Raw genomic sequence first — 15,466 nt, 5'->3', positions numbered from 1 at the left:
CACAGGAAGAGACCTCCTTGACCGAGGCCGGCACGCACGGACGTACCGGTAGCGGAGGACCATAATGGAGGAAATCCGGCCGCGGACACCGCCGTAAGTCGTACAGCGTCAATGCGGTAGCGCTTTCACCGCGAGTTCAACCCCCGGACGGCTACTGTGCGTCCATGGTCACGATCCCTGCGCGACGAATGTCCGTCGTGGTCTCGTTGACGGGCATCGCGGCCTTGGTGCTCGGCGCCGGCCTGGTGCTGCTGCTGCAGGTCATCCCGCCCACCGACCGGATCAGCGTCACCCGCCGCACGATCAGCGAATACGGCTTGTCCGAGCACAAGGGGGTCTTCGCCCTCGCGGTGGTCCTGGTCGCCCTCGGCTCGGCGGCCGGCTTGGCGGTGCTGCGCGCCCAGCGGCGGCTCCCGGTGCCCGCGGCCGTCCTGGGGACACTGTGGACAGTCGGGCTGCTGGTCATCGTGGCGTTCCCCAAACCGGACTGGGCGGCGGTCTCGCGCGCGGACTTCGGCGGCACGCTGCACCGGATCGCCAGCGTGGTGGCGTTCGTGGCCCTGCCGCTGGCGGTCCTGGTCGCGGCGCGCACGGCGTTCCCCTCGTCGCCGGGCCGCCGCCTGCTGGCGCGCGTGCTGGCGATCGGGTCGCTGGGCTGGTTCGCGGTGATCCTGGGCGCGGTGGTGGTCGCCGCGGCGGAAGACGGCCGCTGGTGGACGCTCATCCCGCTGGGCCTGGTGGAACGCGGGATGGCGCTGACGGAACTGCTCGCGCTGGGCGTGCTGCTGGCGCCGGTCGGGGAACGGCCGGGGCCATCGCGGTGACCCTCCGCGCGGCCGACGTTAACCTACATTGTAGGCACGCCGACCGAAGGGGGAAGCCGTGCTCGAAGGAGCCCTGGCCCGCGCGAAACCCGTCGTCCGCTGGGGCCTCGGCCACGCGCTCCCCCGGACCGTGCTGCGCCGCGAGGCCCGGCGCGGGGACCTCCAGGGGCGGATGGTCGTCGCCGCGGCCGACGGCAGCGACCTGACCGGCCTGTTCGAGGAGATCCGCGAGACCGGCCCGCTCGCCCGCACCCGGTTCGGCTGGATGACCACCACGCACGCCACGGTGCGGGAGGTGCTCGCCGGCGAAGACTTCCGCGTCGGCGTCATCGGGTCGGACGGCTCGGCGCTCGGCCGTCTGGTCGAGTGGTCGGCCGGCGAGCACCTGCACCCGGTGCGGCCGCCGTCGCTGCTCGCCGTCAACCCGCCCGAGCACACCCGCTACCGCAAGCTGGTCACCGGCGTGTTCACCGTGCGCGCGGTCGAGCAGCTGCGCGGCCGGGTGCAGGAGATCGCGGACGGCCTGCTCGACACGCTCGACCCCGGCGCCCCGCTCGACCTCGTCGAGTCCTACTGCGGCCTGCTGCCGGTGACGGTCATCAGCGAGATCCTCGGCGTCCCGCCGTCCGACCTCGGCAAGGTGCTGTCCCTGGGCGCGGCGGCGGCGCCCAGCCTCGACCTCGGGCTCGGCTGGCGGACGTTCCGCCACGTCGAAACCGCGCTGGCCGAGTTCGACACCTGGCTCGGCGAGCACCTCGGCCACCTGCGCCGGAACCCCGGGAACGACCTGTTCAGCAAGCTCGTCGCGGCCCGTGACGGCGGCGTCGGCCTCACCGAGACGGAGCTGAAGTCCACCGCGGGCCTGGTGCTGGCGGCCGGCTTCGAGACGACCGTCAACCTGCTCGGCAGCGGCATCGCGCTGCTCGCGGGTGATCCCGGGCAGCTCGCCGTGTTGCGCGAGCGGCCGGAGCTGTGGGGCAACGCCGTCGAGGAGGTGCTGCGGTACGACCCGCCGGTGCTGCTGACCGGCCGGCTGGCCACGCGCGCGACCGAGGTCGCCGGGGTGCCGCTGCCCCGCGGGGCGCTGGTCACGACCGTGCTGGCGGGCGCGAATCGCGACCCCGGGGTGTTCGCCGATCCGGCCGTCTTCGACGTCGCCCGGGCCGGCGCGCGCGACCACGTGTCGTTCGGCGCCGGCCGCCACCACTGCCTGGGTGCGTCGCTGGCGCGCATGGAGGGCGAGATCGGCCTGCGCACGATCTTCGACCGGTTCCCCGGCCTGCGCGTGCTGCCCGGCGGCCGCCGGCGGTCGACGCGCATCCTGCGTGGCTACGAGACCCTGCCCGCGGTGCTCGCGCCGTGACCGGCCGGCGTGGCCGGCCACCCCAGGGTGTCTTGACGCGCGAACGGATCCTGCTCGCCGGGCTCGCCCTCGTCGACGAAGCGGGCTTGGACGCGGTGAGCATGCGCAAGCTGGCGCGCCGGCTCGGCGTCGACCCGATGAGCCTGTACAACCACGTCGACGGCAAGGACGCGTTGCTGGACGGGATCGCCGAGATCCTGCTCGCGGCCATCCCCACGCCGCCACCGGAGGCGGACCTGCGGGGCACGATGTCGTCGCTGGCGCACGGGTTCCGGGCCGCGATGCTCGACCACCCGCGGGCGGCGCCGCTCGTGCTGACCCGCCGGCTCGCGTCGATGACAGCGCTGGCCCCGGTGGAGGCGGTGCTCGGCCCGCTGCTCGCGGCGGGCTTCCCGCCGGAGCGCGCGGTGCACGGGCTGCGGGCCGTGCTGGCGTTCCTCACCGGCACGCTGATGCGCGAGGTCGAGGCCGCGCCGACGTTCGGCGGCAGCGCCCGGCGGCTCGCGGACCTTTCGGCGTCCGGGCTGCCCGCGGTCGCGGCGGCGGCGCCCTACCTGGCGGTGTGCGACCACGAAGCGGAGTTCGAATTCGGGCTGCGGATCATGCTCGACGCCCTCGGCGAGCCTTAACGGATCCGTTCGTACAGCGCGGCCATCCGCCTGTCGAGGTCGGCCGCCGTCCGGGCCGCCGCCGCGAGTTCGCCGGCGAAGTCGGGCGGGACGCTGTCGCGGTACTTGTACGACAGCTTGTGTTCGACCGCCGCCCAGAAGTCCATGGCGATGGTGCGCAGCTGCACTTCGACCTTCACCTTTTCCACCCGGTCGGACAGGAAGACCGGGATGCGGACGATGAGGTGCAGGCTGCGGTAGCCGTTCGCCTTCGGGCTGGTGATGTAGTCCTTGGTGCGCAGCAGTTCGACGTCGTCCTGCGCGGTGAGCATGCGCGCGACCTCGTGGACGTCGGAAACGAACGGGCAGACGACACGGATCCCGGCGATGTCGTCAAGCGCAGCGGCGGCAGAGACCCAATCGTCGCCGAGGCCGCGGCGGCGCACTTTTTCTTTGATGGCTTCGGGCCGCTTCACCCGGCTCGTGATGTGCTCGATCGGGTCGTGCTGGTGGACGAAGTCGAATTCCTCGCTGAGGATCCGCAGCTTCGTCATCAGCTCTTCGATGGCGAACTTGTACATCAGCAGGAATCGCGGGAGCTGCCCGGCGACGGCGAGCTCGTCGGCCGCCTCGCGCAGGTCCTCGGCCGCCGGGTCGGTGGTCACTGAAGCCTCGTGCTGTCGTCGGTCGTTTTCCGAGCGCCAGAGTACTGCGCTCTGTTCGGTCAACGACCGGCGACGGGCCGGAGTTCCCGCCGGTCACCGGTTCGGGTGTTCCGCGGGGGTGGGTGGTTAGTCGGTCCAGGTGCCTCGCCGGGCGCGGGCCCGGACCGGGGCGTGGGGCCGCCGGTCCGGGTCCGTGCTGCTCAGCGTCCCGCGGGCGTCTTCCCCGCCGCGGCCACCGCGGTGGCGACGCACTGGGCCGCGGCCGCGCCGGCGGCCTTGGCCTTTTCGTCGGCCTTGTTGCCGGCCTTGTCGTTCTTGGCCTTCTGCTTGTCCTGGGCCTTCTGATCCTGGGCCTTCTGGTTCTCGGCCTTCTGGTTCTCGGCCTTCTGATCCTGGGCCTGCTTGTCCTGGGCCTTCTGGTTCTCTTCGGAGGCCATCCCCTGCTGCTGCGCAGCGGCAGCGGGATCGGCGGCCTGGGCCACGCAGCTCAGGATGCCCGCGCAGTCCTGCGCGGAAAGCACGATCCGGCCGGCATCCTGCTGCTCACCGGCCATGCCGTTCTGCTTCGCCGCATCCTTCTGACCGGCGGCTTCCTTATTGGCGGCCTTGCCGTCGGCGCCGTTTTCCGTCGCCATACCGTTCTGGCCTGCGGAGTTGTCCTTGGCGGCTGCGCCGCCCATGCCGTTCTGGTCAGCCGCGCTGCCGTCCGCGGCCATGCCGTTCTGGCCGGCCGCGCCCTGCTGAGCGCCCATGCCGTTCTCCGCGGCCATGCCCTTCTGGCCGGCCATGCCGTTCTCGCCGGCCATACCGTTCTGGTCGGCGACGCCGTTTTCCTCGGCCTTGCCGTTCTGGTTCGCCATGGCGTTGGCGTCGGCCATGCCGGCGGCCTGGGCCAGGCACTTCTGCACCACCTCGCAGGCTTGGACGGCAGCAGCATCCTGACCGGCGGCATCCTGACCGGCCATGCCGTTCTCGGCCGCCGCGGCCTTCTTCCCGGCCATGCCGTTCTTGCCGGCCGCGCCGTTCCCGGCCGCCATCCCGTTCTGGTCGGCCATACCGTTCCCGGCGGCCATCCCGTTCTCATCAACGGCGCCGTTCCCGGCCGCCATCCCGTTTTCATCAGCGGCACCATCGCCCGCCGCCATGCCGTTCTCATCAGCGGCACCCTTGCCCGCCGCCATGCCGTTCTGCTGGGCCTTGCCGCTTCCGGCGCCCGCTTCACTCTGGCCTGCCGCCTTCTTCCGGCCCGCCGCCTTCTCCTCCGCCATGCCGTTCTGCCCGGCCGCCGCGATGGCTGCGCACTGCACCGCCACCTCGTTCGCCGCCACCTGGTTTGCGCAGCCCGCTGCCTTGCGCTGCTGCTGAAGCCGGTCGGCCGCCGCCTGGCGGTCGGCGATGCGGGTCTTCGACTGGGCGTCCGGGGCCGTGCGCTGGCTCGCGATGTAGGTCATGTTGTTCTGCAACGCCGTGTCCAGACCACCGCACTGCTCCGTCGCCGCGTTGCTGGCCGGGCTGGTCAACGCGATCGCCGCCGCCGTTGCGCCTGCTACGCCCACCAGTGCCGCGAGTCCGATCGTCGCGGGTTTGCGGTGTCGTCCTGTCGTGCGCACGTGGGGCATCAGCCCCTCCTCTCGGGTCGCCACCTCACCAGGGCACACGGACAAAACGGCGGAGCGGTTCACCGGAAGTTCGACTGTCCATAATGGACGAAACACGCGCGGCCGCGGTGTGTTACCGTGTCCGGACCATGAAACCCGGAAAGCGTTCATGATCGGCAAGTTCAAGAACGCCCGCAGCGAAGAGCGATATCTGGCCACCTACGACGAAATCGCCGCACGCCGGCCCGTTCCGGTGCGGGATCTGGACATCGGCACGCGGCACCGGGTGTTCGCCGTCGACACGCTCGGCGAACCCGGGCGCTCGCGCGCCAGACGCGGCCGATGCCCACCGCCGAGGAGTGCGCGGACTGGCTGGCCGACGTCCGCGCGCGAGGTCGAACAGCGGGTGAAAGCGCTCAATCCGCTGTTCGACGTCGAAATCGTGCCGCGCGCGACGCACGCTCGGCCGCTGCAGCGACCGAGCGTGCGGATCCCGACCGGCTAGCCGAGCTCCGCCAGCTGCGGCACGGCCGGCGCCATGCCCTCGATCCACGCGGCGGGCGAACCCGTCGTCGGGGTGACGATCGCCGCCTGCACGCCGAGTTTCGCGTAACCCTCCATCGAGCGGACGAACTCGTCGCGGGTTTCCGGCGTCGGGCGCGGGTTGTTGGCCAGGACCGTCTTGCGGATCGCGTCGTAGTCGCGCCCGAGGTCGTCGCAGTGGCGGCGCAGCACGTCGAGCTTGTGTGCGACGTCTTCCGGCGACGACCCGAAAAGGTTGCACGCGTCGCCGTACTGGGCGACCAGCCGCAGCGTCTTGCGCTCCCCGCCGCCGCCGATGAGGACCTTCGGACGGTTGATCGGCTGCGGCGAGCACAGCGTCTCGGCCAGCTGGTAGTGCTTGCCCTCGAACGGGCCGTTGTCCGCCGGGTCCCACATCTGCCCGCAGATGCGCAGCGTCTCCTCCAGCCGCTCGAACCGCTCGGCGATCGACGGGAACGGAACGCCCATCCCCCGGTGCTCGCGCTCGTACCAGGCGGCCCCGATGCCGAGGACGGCCCGGCCGCCCGAAAGGACGTCGAGGGTGGTGACGATCTTCGCCAGCAGCCCGGGGTGCCGGTAGGTCACCCCGGTGACCAGCAGGCCGAGGTCGATCCGGGACGTGTGCGCGGCGAGGTAGCCGAGCGTGGTGTAGCCCTCCAGCATGTTCGACTCGGCGGGCAGGCCGGTCGGCTCGATCTGGAAGTAGTGGTCCATGAAGGACAGCCAGGTCGCCCCCGCTTCCTCCGCCGCGGCGCCCACGCGCGCGAGCTCACCGGCGATGGCGGACGTCCCGCCGTCGATGTCGAAGATGGGGAGGTGGAAACCGAGTTCCATGAAACGCGCTCCTGAGGTGGTCGGTGTGCCCCCACGCTAGGACCTGGAGTGCACTCCAGGGCAAGTTTCACCCCACCGCGGCGGCGAGGAACTCCGCGACCGCGCGTTCGGAGACCGCGCCTTCGGTCACCGGCACCCCGGCCGCGCGCAGGCGGGCCGCGAACTCGGCCGACTTCCGGCCGCCGTTGCCGAGCAGGAACGGCGGTGCGCCCGGGCCGGCGTAGGTCAGCGGGCTCGCCGCGCGCAGCGCCGACGGCGAACGGCCCGGCGCCATGAGCACCGACGCGCGGGTCAGCGGGTCCAGGCCGGCGAGGTCGAAGCCGGCCGGGGCCGACAGGGCGGCCACCGCGCGGACCGTGCTGTCCTGGCCGGCGTACTGGCCGGTGTCCTGACCACGGGCGACGCCGAGCAGTGACGCCAGCGTGCCGCCGGTGCCGGTGCCCGCCACCGCGATCCGGGCCGGGTCGACGGCCAGCGCGGCCGCGTTGGCCTTGAGGAACCGGACCGCGCACCGGGCGTCGGCGAGCGGGGCCGGCCACGGTGCCGCAGGCGCGAGCCGGAAGTCGATCACGGCGACCGCGAACCCGCGGGCGGTCAGCTCGTCCCGCAGCGGCCCGAACCGCGAGCCGGCGAGCAGTGCCCCGGGGCCGGTGGGCTTGCGGTTGCCCAGGACCAGCCCGCCGCCGTGCAGGAAGAGCACGACCGGAACCGGTGGGCCGCCCGCGCTCCGCCGGTAGACGTCCATCGCCAGCGGGATCCCGTCCTGGCGGCAGTATTCGACCGTGCCCGGGCCGTCGAGCAACGTCGAAGCGGCGGGCCCGGTGCTGCTGTCGCCGGCCGCGACGGTGCCCGCCACGCCGGTCGCGAGCACCGCCACGAGCACCGGGAACAGCAGGATCCACGCCGTGACCCGCCGCGCCGCCGACGGCCACGGGTGCGCCCGCCGCCGGGCCACGACGAGGAACCCGAACACCGCGACGACCTGCAGCCCGGCGGCCACGTAGTCGGTGAAGCCGGCCACGGTGTCCGCCGGCTGCCAGGGATCGAAGCGCGTCAGCAGCCCGAGCGGACGGCTGAGCACCCACAGGACGAGCGCCCCGGACGCCGCGAGCGCGCCGAAATGCGCCGTCTTGCGCGTCGGCCACCCCAAGGCGGCCACGGCGGCGACGATCCCGACGGCGGCCACCGCGCCGAACAGCATCGCGTACAGCTGCCAGAGCCCCCACAGCGCGGGCAGCGCGGCCGCCGGGATCCCCGCGCCGCCAAGAGCCGCGAAGACGGCCGTGACCAGCAGCGGACCCCGCCGGAGCGCGGTCGACGGGGTCGGTGGGGTCGGCGGGGTCGTCGACGGGCGGTACGCACCACGCTGCCCGTCGACGACCTTCATGCCGCCAGTGTCACCCTGCTCGCGCGAACGCGCACCTACTTGCGGGCCGCCGTGTAGTTGCGGAACAGCAGGTAGGTGTCGAGGATGTCGGACGACGCGCTCTCGACCGATCGGTAGATCCCCCACTTGGGGCGGACGTAGTCGCCTTGGTCGGGGATGTTCACGTTGCTCATGCTGCCCTGCGCGGCGACCGGCGCGCCGGACCCGGTGCCGTTGCGGATGACGCACGCCGCCTTGCCCTTCGAGCCCGGCGTGAACGTCCACTCGATGGTGATCCACTTGTTCCGCAGCGGCGCCAGGTCGGTGGCCGCGATGCTCGGCGAACCCGAGTTGGCGTACGCGCGGGCGCTGAGCATTTCCTTGCTGCCGCTGCGGGTCAGGTCGAGCGTCACCCACGGGCCGCCGTTGGTGGAGGGCGTCTTCGTCTGGAAGATGTGGGTGAACTTGCTGGTGCCGTGCAGCGAGGCCGGGATGTACATCTCGTAGGAGAGGGTCCACGTCTCGCCGTTGTGCATCTTCAGCGTGGTGCCGTCCTGCACCATGCCCTTCGTCTCGGTGCGCTGGCGGTCGCCGCCGCCGGTGGTGTCGCGGTCGTCCTTCCAGATGTTGAAGCGGTAGTGATCACCCTCGACGACGACGTACTTGCGGTCGGGATGGTGGTTGCCGCGGTCGGCTTCGATGCCCTCGAAGGCCTTCAGGCCGTCGGTGGCGGGGTCCGGGTGCCACAGCGGGGCCGCTTGGGCGGGCAGCGCCGTGCCCAGCACGATCGGGACGGCGAGAGCGCAGACGGCGAGCGAGCGCAGGGCCGTTCGGCGGGGGAATTCCGGCATCGTCGGTGTGTCCTTCCTGACGAGGATCGGCAGGGGTGCACATCGGCCGGCGGACGGACCCGGAAACCGGGCTGGTCATCCGATGTCTTGCGCTCTGAAGGTAGAAGAGACAGCGCTTTCTGTCAACGCCGACCCGACTGCCGCGGGGGTTGGCCAAGAATTCATCGGACTGCTGTAGGTTCGCGGCATGGAGTCCTTCCGCGCCCGCGACGACCGGGAACTGGCCTGGCGCGAAGTCGGCGGCGGGCGGCCGCTGGTGCTGTTCCACGGATTCACCGGCTCCAGCCGCGACTGGCTCGGCCCGGCGGCGGTGCTCGCCGAGCACGGGCACCGGGTGATCCTCCCGGACCTGCGCGGCCACGGCGCGAGCGCCGCCCCGCACGACCCCGCGGCGTACCCGCCCGACGTCCTGGCCGACGACGGGCTCGCCCTGCTCGACCACCTCGGCCTCGACGACTACGACCTGGGCGGCTACTCGTACGGCGGCCGGGTCGTGCTGCGCCTGCTGGCCCGCGGCGCCCGTCCGGGCCGCGCGGTCGTGGCCGGCCAGGGCCTCGACGCGATCCGGCGCACGACCTCCCGGACGGGCGTCTACCACGACGCCCTGACCGCGCTGATCGACGGCGAGCCCGCGGAGCCCGGGTCACCGGCGTACTGGATGCACCAGGCCGGCGGCGATCCGGTGGCGCTCCGGCACGTCCTCGGCACCCACGTGCCGACGACGGACCTGGACCGGATCACCACCCCCACCCTGGTCGTCGTCGGAGACGAGGACGACGGCCACGCCACGGCCGGCGAACTCGCCGCGGCCCTGCCGAACGGCCGGTTCGCCCGGGTGCCGGGGAACCACTTCACGGCGATGACCGGCCCGGAACTGACGGCGGCGATGGTGGAGTTCCTGGCTCAGGCGTAGCAATCGGCCAGTGCGCCGAACGCCGCCTTCGGCTCCCAGGGCACGTCCGGGTACGTCTCGCCGGTCCCGTTCTCCAGCACCTTCACCACGCCCCAGCTCGCCATGTCCAGGTCGGTCCGGGGATCGGCCCGGTGCACCAGCCCGTAACAGACGAACGTGCAGGCGAAAGCCGCGTCGACGCCTTCCTCCGCGAAGATCTCCACCAGTTCGCGCAGGTAACGGGCTTGCTCCTCTTCGTCGCGGACGTAGTCGCCCTTCAACCGGACCGGGACGTCGTTCTCGTACTCGAGGATTTCGCCGCAGCGAGCGCCCAGATCGGCGGCGCCACGGTAGGGCGTCACACCGAACTCCGTGATCGCCACCGGCTTGCCCGCCGACACCAGGCTCCGGACGCCGTCGCGGTAGAGGTGCTCGACCTCCTTCGAGCGGTGCGCGTCCACCGAAACGATGTCGAAGGGCGCCCAGTCGACGCGCTCCAGGTGGATCGCCGCATACGTGACGCGCCCGCCGAACCGGGCGCGGACGACTTCGACCGCGCGCGCCAGGAACGCGTTGATCCGGTCCGGCAGCCCGGCGAGCAGCTCCCGCGATTCCAGCACGTTCCCCAGCCGCTCGGCGATGCTGCCGCCCGGCAGGAAACCGTGGCAGAACAGGCTCAGCTCGGCGCCGGTGACGAACACGATCTCGGCGCCCGCCTCGCGGAGGCGTTCGGCCCGCGCGGCGCCGTCGGCGAAGAGGGCCAGGAGCTCCTCCTGGCCGCGGTCGCACGGGAACGGCGAGAACCAGACCTCCAGCCCGAGCGCGGCCGCCTGGCGCGCGGCGGACTCGATCCGGTCGAGGTCGGTGCCGATCAGCCGCACGGCCGTGCAGTGCAGGTAGTCGCGGATGATCGTCAGCTCGCGGCGCACGAGGTCCGGGTCGAACGGGCGGTTGAGGCTGCCGCTGATTTCGAACCCCGTGTCATAGCCGATGCCCTTGGCTCGCATGATCCCTCCTCGGTTTTAAGGTACGGTCCGTACCGTACCGTAGTGCGGCTAGGGTAGCGCCATGGCGACACCGAAGACCCGGCGCCGGGGCACCGAACTGGAAGAGGCGATCCTGCGCGCGGCAGCGGCCGAGCTCGCCGAAGCCGGCTACCCCGGCCTGACCATGGAGCGGGTCGCCCGGCGCGCCGGCACCAACAAGAACGCGATCTACCGCCGCTGGCCGAACCGTGCCGCGCTCGGCGTCGCCGCGTACCGCCACCTGGCCGAGGACACGCTCAAACCGCCCGGCACCGGCGACCTCCGCGAAGACGCGCTGACCCTGCTGCGGGCGATCAACTGCGGCCAGACGTCGCCGGCCGCACGCGCCCTCCGCAGCCTCCTCACCGGCGTGGGCGACGAACCGGAACTCCGCGAACAGCTACACGAACAGGCCGCCCAAGGGGGCACCACCACCTGGGTCACCCTCGTCGACCAGGCGGTGGCCCGCGGCGAAGCGCGGCCGGGAGCACGACACCCGCGGGTGGCGACGGTGGCGCTCGTGTTGCTGCGCAACGAATACCTCACGCGCGGACTGACCACAGTGGACGACGGCGTGCTCGTCGAGATCGTCGACGAGGTCTACCTGCCGCTGGTGCGCGCATGACGCCCCGGCTCGCCCGCCACGAGAAGATCGCCGCCGCCCTGGCCGACGCCGGCGACGAGCTCCTCGCCGCGGCCCGCCCGCTCGGCACCGGCATCGGCGGGTCGTCCTGGCTGCTACGGGCCGGCGGCGAACCCGTGTTCGTCAAGCGCGTCCCGCTCACCGACGTCGAACTGGCGAACCCCCGCTCGACGGCCGACCTCTACGGGCTGCCGCCGTGGTCGCACTACGGGGTCGGGTCCGCGGGCGGCGGGGCCTGGCGCGAGCTGGAAGCCCACCTCATGACGACGGCGTGGGTTCGCGGCGGCGAGTGCGAGAACTTCCCGCTCCTGCACCACTGGCGGATCCTGCCCGGCCTGCCCCGGCCGCACGCCGACATCGAAGCCGACGTCGCGTTCTGGCACGGCGACCCCGGCGTGCGACGAAGGCTGGAAGCCCTTACCGGCGCCACCACCGACCTCGTGCTGTTCCTCGAGTACCTGCCGCACAGCCTCGCCGGATGGCCGGACGACGACCTGCCGCTCGAAGAGGACCTGCGGGACATCACCGGTTTCCTGGCCTCGCGGGGTGTTCAGCACTTCGACGCGCACTTCGCCAACATCGTCACCGACGGCGAACGGCTCTACCTCACGGACTTCGGCCTGGCCGTGGCCCCGGAGTTCGACCTTTCGGACGCCGAAGCGGAGTTCCTCGCCGAGCACGACGGCCACGACCGGGCCTACGTGCTGACCCACCTGGTCAACCGGCACGTCCGCGGGCTGCGCGCGTGGCCGGATGCCCGCACCCGCAACGACTTCGTCCGCGCGTGCGCCGCCGGGGAAGTGCCGCACCAAGCTCCGCTGCTCCAGCGGTACGCCCCGCTCGCCGCGGTCGTCAACGACTTCTACTTCGCGCTCCACGCCGAGAGCCGGAAGACGCCGTATCCACAGAAGGCGATCGCCGAGCAGCTGGCCCGCGCGGGCCTGCCGCCAGACCCGGGCCATCCTTCCGGCTCTTGACCATCGGACGGCGCCGACCTAGAGTCAGCGTATCCCGGAGCATGTTAACGTTAACATGCGCTGGTCCCCGACGTGCCCCGAAGGAACCGACAACGATGAAGTTGTTCTCCCCACGCCGTTTCGGCGTCGTGCTGGCCGTCGCGGCCGCACTCATCCCCCTCGGCAGCGCCGGTGCCGGCGCAACTCCGTCCGCCGACACCGGCACCGGCGTCCGTGCCGCCGCGAGCACGCTGTCCGTGCCCGACATCGACGACGTCCGCGGCAATCTCACGCTGCCGGCGAGCGGCCCGGACGGCACGAACGTCACCTGGACGTCGTCCGCGCCGTCGGTGATCACGCCGACCGGTGAGGTCAGCCGGCCGGCGACCGGCGCGGCCCCGGCGAAGGTCGTCCTGACCGCGAAGGTCAGCCTCGGCCGCGAGAGCACCACACGGCGGTTCACCGCCACCGTGGTCCCCAAGCCGGCCCCGCAACCCCTGGCGGGCTACAGCTTCTTCTACTTCACCGGCGAAGGCACGTCCAACGGCGAGCAGATCTACTCGGCGTTGAGCAAGGGCAACGACCCGCTGAACTGGACCGAGCTCAACAACGGCCAGCCGATGCTCAAGTCGAGCCTCGGCGAGCTGGGCGTGCGCGACCCGTTCATCCTGCGCTCCCCCGACGGCGACAAGTTCTACCTGCTGGCCACCGACCTGCGGATCTACGCCGGCCGCGGCTGGGACGCCGCCCAGCGCACCGGCAGCCGGTCGATCATGGTCTGGGAGTCGACCGACCTGGCGCACTGGTCGCGCCAGCGCAGCGTCCAGGTGTCGCCGCCGACCGCGGGCAACACGTGGGCCCCGGAAGCCTTCTGGGACGCCAAGCGCGGGACGTACGTCGTGTACTGGGCATCGAAGCTCTACTCCGAGAACGACCCGAACCACACCGGCGACACCTACAACCGGATGATGTACGCGACCACGCGCGACTTCGTCACCTTCAGCGCGCCGCAGGTGTGGATCGACCCGGGCTACTCGGTGATCGACTCGACGGTGATCAAGAACCAGGACGCCTACTACCGGTTCACCAAGGACGAGCGCAACAACACCTCCTCGACGCCGTGCAGCAAGTTCATCACCGAGGAGAAGGCCACCGACCTGCTCGACCCGCACTACGGCTTCGTCGCCGACTGCATCGGCAAGGCCACCGCCACCAGCCCCGGCCTGTCCGCGGGCGAAGGGCCGACCGGGTTCAAGTCCAACACCGAGAACAAGTGGTACCTGTTCATCGACGAGTTCGGCGGCCGCGGCTACGTCCCGTTCGAAACCACCGACCTGAACTCGGGCCAGTGGACGATGTCGGCCGGCGCGCACCTGCCCGCCTCGCCGCGGCACGGCACCGTCCTGCCGGTCACGCAGGCGGAGATGAACCGGCTCAGCGCTCCCCCGGCGCCGGCCAAAGCCGACTCGAACGGCCTCGTCGCGCACTGGCCGCTCGACGCGAAGTCGGGCACGGTCGCGACGGACACCACCGGGCACGGGTACGACGGCGCCCTCGCCGGTGACGTCTCCTGGGCCGGCGGCGCGCTGGCCTTCGGCGGCAAGAACGGTCACGTGCAACTGCCGAACAACCTGCTCACCGGCGCCGGCGCGGCCACCGTGTCGGCCGACGTCCTGGTCGATCCCAACCAGCAGACGCCGTACTTCCTGTGGGGCCTGGGCAACACGGCGAAGGACGGCGCCGGCAACGGCTACCTCTTCACCACCGGCGGCACCGCGAGCGGCGGCTTCCGCGGCGCCATCGCGACCGGCAACTGGACCACCGAACAGGCGGCGGACGCCGGCGGCGGCCTGCCGCGCGGGGTGTGGAAGAACGTGACGCTCACCGTCGGCAACGGTGTCGAGGTGCTCTACCTGGACGGCGTCGAGGTGGGCCGCAACGCGAACGCCACCATCAAGCCGTCGGACCTCGGCGGCGGCGTCACGGCGGCGAACTACCTCGGCCGCTCGGTGTACGCGGGCGACAAGACCCTGACCGGCAAGATGAAGGACGTGCGGCTCTACAACCGGGCGCTGTCCGGGCTCGAGGTCGCCACGCTCCCGTCCAACAGCACCGCGATCCGGTCGGTGCAGCTCGACGCGCTCAAGACGCCGGCCGTCATCGACTCCGGCGCCGGGACGGTCGTGCTCCCGGTCAAGCCGGGCACCGACCTGCACCGGCTCGCGCCGCAGTTCGGCCTGGCGCCGGGCGCGTCCATCAAGCCGGACAACGGAAAGCCGGTCAACCTCAGCTCGCCGAAGCAGTTCACGGTGACCGGTGCCGGCGGCGACCGTCGCGTGTGGACGGTCGAGGCGCACGAGGTGCGCAGCCCGGTCCTGCCGGGGTACAACGCCGACCCGAACATCGTCGCGTTCGGCGACACCTACTACCTGTACCCGACCACCGACGGCTTCGACGGCTGGAGCGGGACGAAGTTCTCGGCGTGGTCGTCGAAGAACCTCGTCGACTGGAAGGACGAGGGGGTCATCCTCGATCTGGGCAAGGACGTCGGCTGGGCCGACAAGAACGCTTGGGCGCCGACGATCGCGAAGCGCAACGGGAAGTACTACTTCTACTTCTGCGCCGAGGCCAAGATCGGCGTCGCGGTGAGCGACTCGCCGACCGGCCCGTTCGTCGACTCCGGCAAGCCGCTGATCGCGAAGAACCCCGACGGCGGCCAGGCGATCGACCCCGCCGTGTTCATCGACCACACCGGGAAGCCGTACCTGTACTGGGGCAACGGCAACGCCTACGTCGTCCCGCTGAACGACGACATGGTGTCCTACGACCCGGCGAAGATCACCCGGCTGGACGGCCTGACCGACTTCCGCGAGGGGCTGTTCATGGTGGAGCGGAAGGGCACGTACTACCTCAGCTGGTCCATCGACGACACCCGCAGCCCGGACTACCGCGTCGGCTACGCCACGGCGCCGAGCCCGGCCGGGCCGTTCACCAACCGCGGCGTGCTCCTGAGCAAGGACGCCCACCTGGGTGTCCTCGGCACCGGGCACAGCTCGATGCTGCAGGTGCCGGGCACCGACGACTGGTACCTCGCCTACCACCGCTTCGGCATCCCCGGCGGCGACGGCACCCACCGCGAGACGACGATCGACAAGCTGACGTTCCGCCGCGACGGCACGATCGCCCCGGTCGTCCCGACTCTGGAGAGCGTGCGGCCGCAACGGATCCCGTGGCACTGCGGGGCGGTCCGGGCGAGCTGAGTCGCGCGGGTGGGCCACTCGTCGGGGTGGCCCACCCG

14 protein-coding genes are annotated in these 15,466 nt (G+C 71.8%); 8 read left to right on the top strand and 6 right to left on the bottom strand.

The window, feature by feature from the left end; translation table 11 throughout:
* Positions 1–188 precede the first annotated feature (188 nt).
* The 3 genes from ISP_RS18100 to ISP_RS18090 are packed head-to-tail and all read left to right on the top strand — an operon-like array spanning position 189 to position 2,816.
* Positions 189–824 carry a DUF998 domain-containing protein gene (locus ISP_RS18100; RefSeq protein WP_013225214.1) on the top strand — a complete coding sequence of 212 codons (636 nt, stop codon included), beginning with the start codon at positions 189–191 and terminating at the stop codon, positions 822–824.
* A 58-nt stretch (positions 825–882) separates the two neighbouring features.
* A complete protein-coding gene (locus ISP_RS18095) occupies positions 883–2,187 on the top strand; it encodes a cytochrome P450 (RefSeq protein WP_013225213.1) in 1,305 nt (434 codons plus the stop codon).
* Between the two features lie 32 nt (positions 2,188–2,219).
* On the top strand, positions 2,220–2,816 hold the full coding sequence (locus tag ISP_RS18090) for a TetR/AcrR family transcriptional regulator C-terminal domain-containing protein (RefSeq protein WP_013225212.1): 597 nt from the start codon (positions 2,220–2,222) through the stop codon (positions 2,814–2,816).
* Here ISP_RS18090 and ISP_RS18085 read toward each other — a convergent pair.
* Positions 2,813–3,460 (bottom strand): GTP pyrophosphokinase, encoded by a 648-nt coding sequence (locus ISP_RS18085; protein WP_013225211.1) that lies wholly within the window; start codon positions 3,458–3,460, stop codon positions 2,813–2,815. The genes ISP_RS18090 and ISP_RS18085 overlap by 4 nt on opposite strands.
* 200 nt (positions 3,461–3,660) lie before the next feature.
* On the bottom strand, positions 3,661–5,079 hold the full coding sequence (locus tag ISP_RS18080; RefSeq protein ID WP_013225210.1) for a collagen-like domain-containing protein: 1,419 nt from the start codon (positions 5,077–5,079) through the stop codon (positions 3,661–3,663).
* A gap of 148 nt (positions 5,080–5,227) precedes the next feature.
* On the opposite strand from ISP_RS18080, the gene ISP_RS18075 reads away from it, so the two are divergent.
* Positions 5,228–5,563, top strand: coding sequence for a hypothetical protein (locus ISP_RS18075; RefSeq protein ID WP_013225209.1), 336 nt, complete (start codon positions 5,228–5,230; stop codon positions 5,561–5,563).
* Here ISP_RS18075 and ISP_RS18070 read toward each other — a convergent pair.
* The 3 genes from ISP_RS18070 to ISP_RS18060 form a co-directional block, all read right to left on the bottom strand.
* On the bottom strand, positions 5,560–6,435 hold the full coding sequence (locus tag ISP_RS18070) for an LLM class F420-dependent oxidoreductase (protein ID WP_013225208.1): 876 nt from the start codon (positions 6,433–6,435) through the stop codon (positions 5,560–5,562). The genes ISP_RS18075 and ISP_RS18070 overlap by 4 nt on opposite strands.
* Before the next feature lie 67 nt (positions 6,436–6,502).
* Entirely contained in the window at positions 6,503–7,822 is a 1,320-nt protein-coding gene (locus ISP_RS18065; protein WP_013225207.1) for an alpha/beta hydrolase, read from the bottom strand.
* Between the two features lie 35 nt (positions 7,823–7,857).
* Positions 7,858–8,652, bottom strand: coding sequence for a hypothetical protein (locus ISP_RS18060; RefSeq protein WP_013225206.1), 795 nt, complete (start codon positions 8,650–8,652; stop codon positions 7,858–7,860).
* A 187-nt stretch (positions 8,653–8,839) separates the two neighbouring features.
* On the opposite strand from ISP_RS18060, the gene ISP_RS18055 reads away from it, so the two are divergent.
* Positions 8,840–9,565, top strand: coding sequence for an alpha/beta fold hydrolase (locus ISP_RS18055; protein ID WP_013225205.1), 726 nt, complete (start codon positions 8,840–8,842; stop codon positions 9,563–9,565).
* Here the strand turns inward: ISP_RS18055 and ISP_RS18050 are convergent.
* Positions 9,556–10,551 (bottom strand): hypothetical protein, encoded by a 996-nt coding sequence (locus ISP_RS18050; RefSeq protein WP_013225204.1) that lies wholly within the window; start codon positions 10,549–10,551, stop codon positions 9,556–9,558. The two genes, ISP_RS18055 and ISP_RS18050, sit on opposite strands and share 10 nt — an antisense overlap.
* A 61-nt stretch (positions 10,552–10,612) precedes the next feature.
* On the opposite strand from ISP_RS18050, the gene ISP_RS18045 reads away from it, so the two are divergent.
* From ISP_RS18045 to ISP_RS18035, 3 genes are all read left to right on the top strand, one after another.
* Positions 10,613–11,194 (top strand): TetR/AcrR family transcriptional regulator, encoded by a 582-nt coding sequence (locus ISP_RS18045; protein WP_013225203.1) that lies wholly within the window; start codon positions 10,613–10,615, stop codon positions 11,192–11,194.
* On the top strand, positions 11,191–12,189 hold the full coding sequence (locus ISP_RS18040) for a BUD32 family EKC/KEOPS complex subunit (protein ID WP_013225202.1): 999 nt from the start codon (positions 11,191–11,193) through the stop codon (positions 12,187–12,189). The genes ISP_RS18045 and ISP_RS18040 overlap by 4 nt, the downstream gene beginning before the upstream one ends.
* A 95-nt stretch (positions 12,190–12,284) precedes the next feature.
* Positions 12,285–15,428, top strand: a complete 3,144-nt coding sequence (locus ISP_RS18035) for a family 43 glycosylhydrolase (protein ID WP_013225201.1) — start codon at positions 12,285–12,287, stop codon at positions 15,426–15,428.
* Positions 15,429–15,466: the final 38 nt, after the last annotated feature.

Source organism: Amycolatopsis mediterranei, assembly GCF_026017845.1.
Classification (GTDB): domain Bacteria; phylum Actinomycetota; class Actinomycetes; order Mycobacteriales; family Pseudonocardiaceae; genus Amycolatopsis; species Amycolatopsis mediterranei.
The sequence above is the reverse complement of the archived record's forward strand: the minus strand, read 5'-3'. Positions and strand labels throughout refer to the sequence as shown.